This window comes from Sphingobacterium shayense (assembly GCF_013179575.1).
Classification (GTDB): Bacteria; Bacteroidota; Bacteroidia; order Sphingobacteriales; family Sphingobacteriaceae; genus Sphingobacterium; species Sphingobacterium shayense.
The window spans coordinates 1-5,834 of the sequence record NZ_JABMCQ010000208.1; the positions used below are offsets into that span (position 1 = coordinate 1).

Annotated in this window: 5 protein-coding genes; 1 reads left to right on the forward strand and 4 read right to left on the reverse strand. The window is 40.2% G+C overall.

Annotation, left to right across the window (positions count from 1 at the left end; genetic code table 11):
- A partial coding sequence (locus HP439_RS17265; protein WP_172391584.1) for an ABC-F family ATP-binding cassette domain-containing protein occupies nt 1-1,185 on the forward strand: 1,185 nt, incomplete at its 5' end.
- 78 nt (nt 1,186-1,263) lie between these two features.
- On the opposite strand, the gene HP439_RS17270 is transcribed toward HP439_RS17265, so the two are convergent.
- The 4 genes from HP439_RS17270 to HP439_RS17285 form a co-directional block, all read right to left on the reverse strand.
- Nucleotides 1,264-2,772 (reverse strand): M14 family zinc carboxypeptidase, encoded by a 1,509-nt coding sequence (locus HP439_RS17270; RefSeq protein WP_246229404.1) that lies wholly within the window; start codon nt 2,770-2,772, stop codon nt 1,264-1,266.
- Between the two features lies 1 nt (nt 2,773).
- On the reverse strand, nt 2,774-3,820 hold the full coding sequence (locus tag HP439_RS17275) for a S66 peptidase family protein (protein WP_172391585.1): 1,047 nt from the start codon (nt 3,818-3,820) through the stop codon (nt 2,774-2,776).
- A gap of 5 nt (nt 3,821-3,825) precedes the next feature.
- On the reverse strand, nt 3,826-5,163 hold the full coding sequence (locus tag HP439_RS17280; RefSeq protein WP_172391586.1) for a dihydroorotase: 1,338 nt from the start codon (nt 5,161-5,163) through the stop codon (nt 3,826-3,828).
- A 241-nt stretch (nt 5,164-5,404) separates the two neighbouring features.
- Nucleotides 5,405-5,834: NADH-quinone oxidoreductase subunit D-related protein (locus tag HP439_RS17285; RefSeq protein WP_484592853.1), on the reverse strand; the 430-nt coding region annotated here is incomplete at its 5' end.

Below are 5,834 nucleotides of genomic sequence, written 5' to 3' on the forward strand. Positions count from 1 at the left end.
AAACAAGTCAAAGAGTTAGATGGGAACGAGAAAGTACGCGTCTTATTAGCACAAGCTCTTTTTGGTAATCCCGACATCCTGATTCTCGATGAGCCTACCAACGATCTTGACATTAATACTATCGCATGGCTAGAGGATTTCCTCGCTTCCTACGAAGCTATCGTATTAGTAGTGTCCCATGACCGTCACTTTCTTGATCACGTTTGTACACATATTGTCGATATTGATTTTGGTAAGATGAGTATTTACTCGGGTAACTATTCGTTCTGGTATGAATCTTCTCAACTTGCTTTAAAACAACGCTCGGATCAAAACAAGAAAACCGAAGACAAGATAAAAGAATTGCAGGAGTTTATCCGCAGATTTTCCGCTAACGCTTCGAAATCCAAACAGGCAACATCACGTAAAAAAGCGTTGGACAAGCTTAACCTCGATGACATTAAACCTTCTAATCGAAAATATCCAGCAATCATGTTCAATCAAATGGATAGGGAGCCGGGCGATCAAATATTAAACGTAGAAGGTCTTGGCAAAACCATGAACGGTGAGGTCTACTTTAAAGACATCACATTTATGATTAATAAGGGTGACAAAATTGCTGTATTATCTGAAAACTCATTGGTTACAACAGCTTTTTATGATATTCTTTCTGGAAGGGATAGTGACTATAAAGGAGAATTCAAATGGGGTATTACTATTACTCCGACAGACATGCCAATTGAAAATGCAGCATACTTTGAAGGTAGTAAAGAAAATCTAGTCGATTGGCTTCGTAACTACACGAACAAACCAGAAGCTGACGAACAATTTATCCGTGGATTTTTGGGGAAAATGTTATTCTCAGGGGAAGAGGTAATGAAAAAAGTATCTGTATTGTCTGGAGGCGAAAAGATGCGATGCATGTTCTCCAAGATGATGTTACAGGGCGCAAATTTTTTACTTTTTGACGAACCGACCAACCACTTAGACCTGGAATCGATTACAGCATTGAACAATGGAATGTCAGACTTTAGAGGATCAATGTTGTTCACCTCACGTGACCATGAGTTAACTGAAACTGTTGCTAATCGTATTATAGAACTTACGCCAAACGGTATTATTGATAAACTTATGACGTATGACGAATATATTAATTCAGACACGGTAAAAGCTCAACGAGACGAATTATACGGTAGAACCAAATAGTCCAATTCGAAAATAAATGAAACAAAAAAGTCCTGTTATTATTAACAGGACTTTTTTAATAGATTTCAAATATTGTGTCTAAATGATCCTATTTTTTAACAATGTAGTATGTTTCGCGTGAGTACTCAAATCAATCACATAACCATTCACAATCGCGTATTTTAGCACTCCATTAGCACCTAAAAAGAAATTTGAACTTCCATAAGGTACGATTTCTGTGGTGGCCGTAAAATCAGCAGTAGTGACGACCACAAGCGGTAGATTATGAAATGCTTGCTCCCCCTTTTGATTGACTTGCACTGCAATATACCCTTGTTTGAGTATTTCTAAAGCACGTTCCTGCGTTATCGCTTCGACAGATTCAAACGCTTGGGGAAAAACTTTTCCTTCGACAAAAGACAATCCCGACGCATCAATGTCATCGTACCCGTAGAAGTCATCGAGATCTCCAATATCCTCTACGTGTCCGCGAACAAAAAAATCTTTACCAACAGTAGTCTCGGATCTCCGTATAGCAATATCCGTTACCAATGCAGCTCGTTCGGTACCGATATCTAGATTTCTAATCACGACATCATGAAGTTGCGACGTGTTAAAAGGGATACGATTGTAATCCTCGTGATTATACTGTTGATAGGATCCGTCAGCTATCTCAATTAACGCTTGCAGGATAATTGCAAAATTCAGTTTACGTATTTTCTGTTTTTCCGGATCGCCTTTAAGTCCCCCCGATTCAATCAGCACTGTACTAGCGCCCCATGATTGAAAGTTATCACCAAATCCCCGGGGACTATAGGTATCGTCGTACTTCGCGACTGCATTGGGTACATATTGTTGCAGCAAATTATTCATTCCGACAATTAACTGCATGGCGCCCCTACGCACGTCATTCACTTCTCTTTCGAGATTATACGCTGGTGCCAGAAGTGAGATTGTTACTGGATTCTTTGTATCCGGCACATTATAATAGATCATCTGATCATGCAAATTAAATCCGTAGTTCGGTTTGATCTCTTTCGCCAATGTACGAAGTAGTCCCCCTTCTACCGATTCCCCTTCTCTTGCGTCTCTATTCAGATCAATGTATTGAGCGTTTTTTCGAGTGAAGCGTTCAGCACCGTCAGGATTCAGCATTGGTATAAAATGGAGTTGCAAATTTTCGTTTAAAAGTATACGAATGGAGTCATAACCATCGTTCTGCCCTTCCAAAAAATTAAATAGGTCAAATAGCGCCATGGTTGCCGTGGGTTCATCACCGTGCATTTGCGACCAAAGCATAACTTTTTTTCCCCCCTTACCATATTGCAATTTGTAAATCGAACGATTTTCAAAAGATTTACCTACCTCCTTAATCTGGAGTATGGCCCTTTCCTGATGTTGATTAATTAATTCTGATATGTCAGCATGCTTAAACCGACGATCTACGAGTTCGGCTTCTTTGTATTTTTCGTGAAGTGTGTTGTATTGTGTTGTATCTAACGACATAGCGTCTTTAAGATTGGATTGACCATTAGGAGACATCCCTGTACAAGATTGAAAGAAGATGAACGCTCCAAGCCCAAATATATGTAAGTTCGTTTTCATCATATTAATTTAACGCTGATTCCAATAGCTCTATTGTACCGGTATCCGCGTTCATTCGCACGTTAACTCCAACCGGAAGAATAAACTGATCGGACAAATGTCCTATCCGCGCCCCAGCGTATGCTGGAATATTTAGCGGACGGATATAATCATTTAAAATGTGATCAAGATTAAGTGATCCAAATCCAGAAACAGCGCGGCAGTCCGTACAATTACCAAAAACAAACCCCTTGATAGTTGAAAGAATACCCGAATTTTTCAACTGGCAGAACATCCGGTCTATTCGCCCATAATCCTCATCCACTTCCTCAACAAAAAGAATGGTGTTCTTAAAATCCGGTAGATATGCAGAGCCACATAACCCAGAGATAAGAGTCAAGTTCCCTCCGATTAAAACACCCTCAACACTGCCTCCGTAAATAGTTTTGATTCGATCGTTATAAGCAATAAAAGTCTCTCCCTTTTTTGCTGGATTCGTGAATTTTTGAAGCTTATTATCAAAAAACTGCTCCTCAAATTTCTTTGCCAAATCGTTACTCCATGTACTTGTGCCAACCGCCCCATGGAAGGAGATCAACCCCGTTTTGTGATAGAAAGCAAGTAATAATCCCGTAATGTCACTATACCCCATAAATACCTTTGGATTAGCGGCTATTAACTCATAATCAATACGGTCAAGCAGACGACTAACACCTGTTCCCCCACGAACACACAGAATTCCTTTTACTTCGGAGTCTTTAAACATATCATGTAAATCGGATATACGCTGCTCGTCAGTACCGGCTAAATTCCCATACCGCGACCGAATATACACACCTTCTTTCACACGAAATCCTAGTTTTTCAAGCACCTCTCTAGTAAACAATATTGAATCCTCCGAATCCAGTGCACCAGCTGGTGCGATAATTCCAATGCAATCACCGGGCTTTAATGGCTTGGGTTTTAGAGCTCGCTTATTCTCTCTGGGCTGTAGAGCGAAACTTTCATTTGGTATTAGACCTACCGAAATCATCCCGAACCCTAAAGACTTTAAAAAATGCCGTTTATTCATTTCAATTAGCGATTAAATAGCAGCCGATGTCCACTTCCGACCTCTATAATTTTTCCCTCACTATAAACTATATTTCCAGACACCATGGTGTGTATGATACTGGAAGAAAACTGATGTCCCATAAATGGTGACCACCCACATTTCGATAGTATATTTTCCGTAGTCACAGTATAGGGTCTATCTAGGTCCACAAGTACAAGATCGGCCCAGTATCCTTCTCTAATAAATCCTCTATTCTCAATCTGAAACAAAGTAGCTGTATTGTGAGCTGTTTTCTGAACCATCTGTTCCAGCGTTAATTGTTTTTTCTTGACCATATCTAATAGGGCTTGTAAGGCGTGCTGCACCAGTGGCCCGCCCGAGGGTGCCTTCACATAAGGTTGTTCTTTTTCTGCAAGTGTATGCGGTGCATGGTCTGTTGCAATGACATCGATTCTACCATCAAGAACAGCTTCTAAAATAGCCGTCCGATCCAACGATGTCTTGACTGCAGGGTTCCATTTAATGAAATTTCCTTTCTGCGGATAATCAGTATCCGAAAACCACAAATGGTGAATACAAGCTTCTGCTGTAATACGTTTTTGAGAGAGCGGAAGCAAATTACTGAAGAGTTCCGTTTCTTTTGCAGTAGAAATGTGGAGGATATGTAATCTCGTATTATGCTTTTTTGCTAGCTCTACAGCTTTAGAAGAGGAAAGGTAGCACGCTTCAGCAGAGCGAATAAACGGATGCATCTCTGCTGTCAACCCTTCTTCTCCATACTTCTTTAGGTAGGTGTCAAGATTACGTTGTACGGTCGCTTCATCTTCGCAATGCACCGCGATCAAAGTCGGCGCCTCCGCAAATATTTTTTCTAATGTTTCTTGATTATCCACTAGCATGTTACCAGTCGATGAACCCATGAAAATCTTTATTCCACAAACCTCGCGAGGATTTGTCTTGAGCACTTCTGCTAGATTATCGTTAGCAGCTCCCATAAAAAAGGAATAATTCGCCAAGGAACTCTCCGAGGCAATTTCAAACTTATCTTCTAACAATCTTTGTGTAAGTGTATTAGGAACCGTATTTGGCATCTCCATAAATGACGTTGTACCGCCGGCGACAGCCGCACGACTTTCGTGCCATATATCCGCTTTATGTGTCAATCCAGGCTCACGAAAGTGCACCTGATCATCGATCAACCCTGGCAGAAGATGGAGACCTCTCGCATCGATCACCTGATCAGCGGTATGATTAATTTCTTCAGCGATCATTTCTATCCGACCATGATTCACATATACATCTGCCAAAAAAGTTTTCCCTTCATTGACAATTTGTGCAGATTTAATAAGTATTGACGACATTTATGTAAGAAATTTAATATTTAAAGCGTATTGATTGTTCCTGGTTTTATTAAAAAAATTTTTTTCAAACGAATTTACGAATAAACTGCAAACATGCGAACGAAGCACAAAGAAAAAGCCCGCAATCGGGCGACCGCGAGCTTCTCTATTAACCAATTATAAACTTAAATTATGAGACTGCAAATCTAAACTTTTTGTTAGTTAACCACAAGAAATAATTGCACCTTCGTGCATTTTGTTACTATCTATCGACCTCACCAAGCACAATATCAATAGACCCAAGAATGGCAATTAAATCGGCGATAAGCTGCCCCTTTCCCAATTCTGGTAAAACGGAAAGATTATTAAAACTTGGTCCCCTGGCCTTTACGCGCTTAGGAACATCTGTTTTCTCCTGAGTAACGAAATGAAAACCAAGTTCTCCTTTGGGGTTTTCTGCGCGAATGTAATATTCCTGTGATTTTAAGTTTACTTTCTTTGGAACACGTCCCCTCGGGTCAAAATCGGACGTACGTTTAAAATCTGTCAACAATCGTTCAGTACATTGTTCTATGATTTTTACAGATTCTTTAACTTCGTCTACACGTACCTTATAACGATCCCAACAATCGCCAAGAGTGCCCATCTCGCCTTTTCCAACCGGAACTTCAAATTCCAATTCTGGATATACA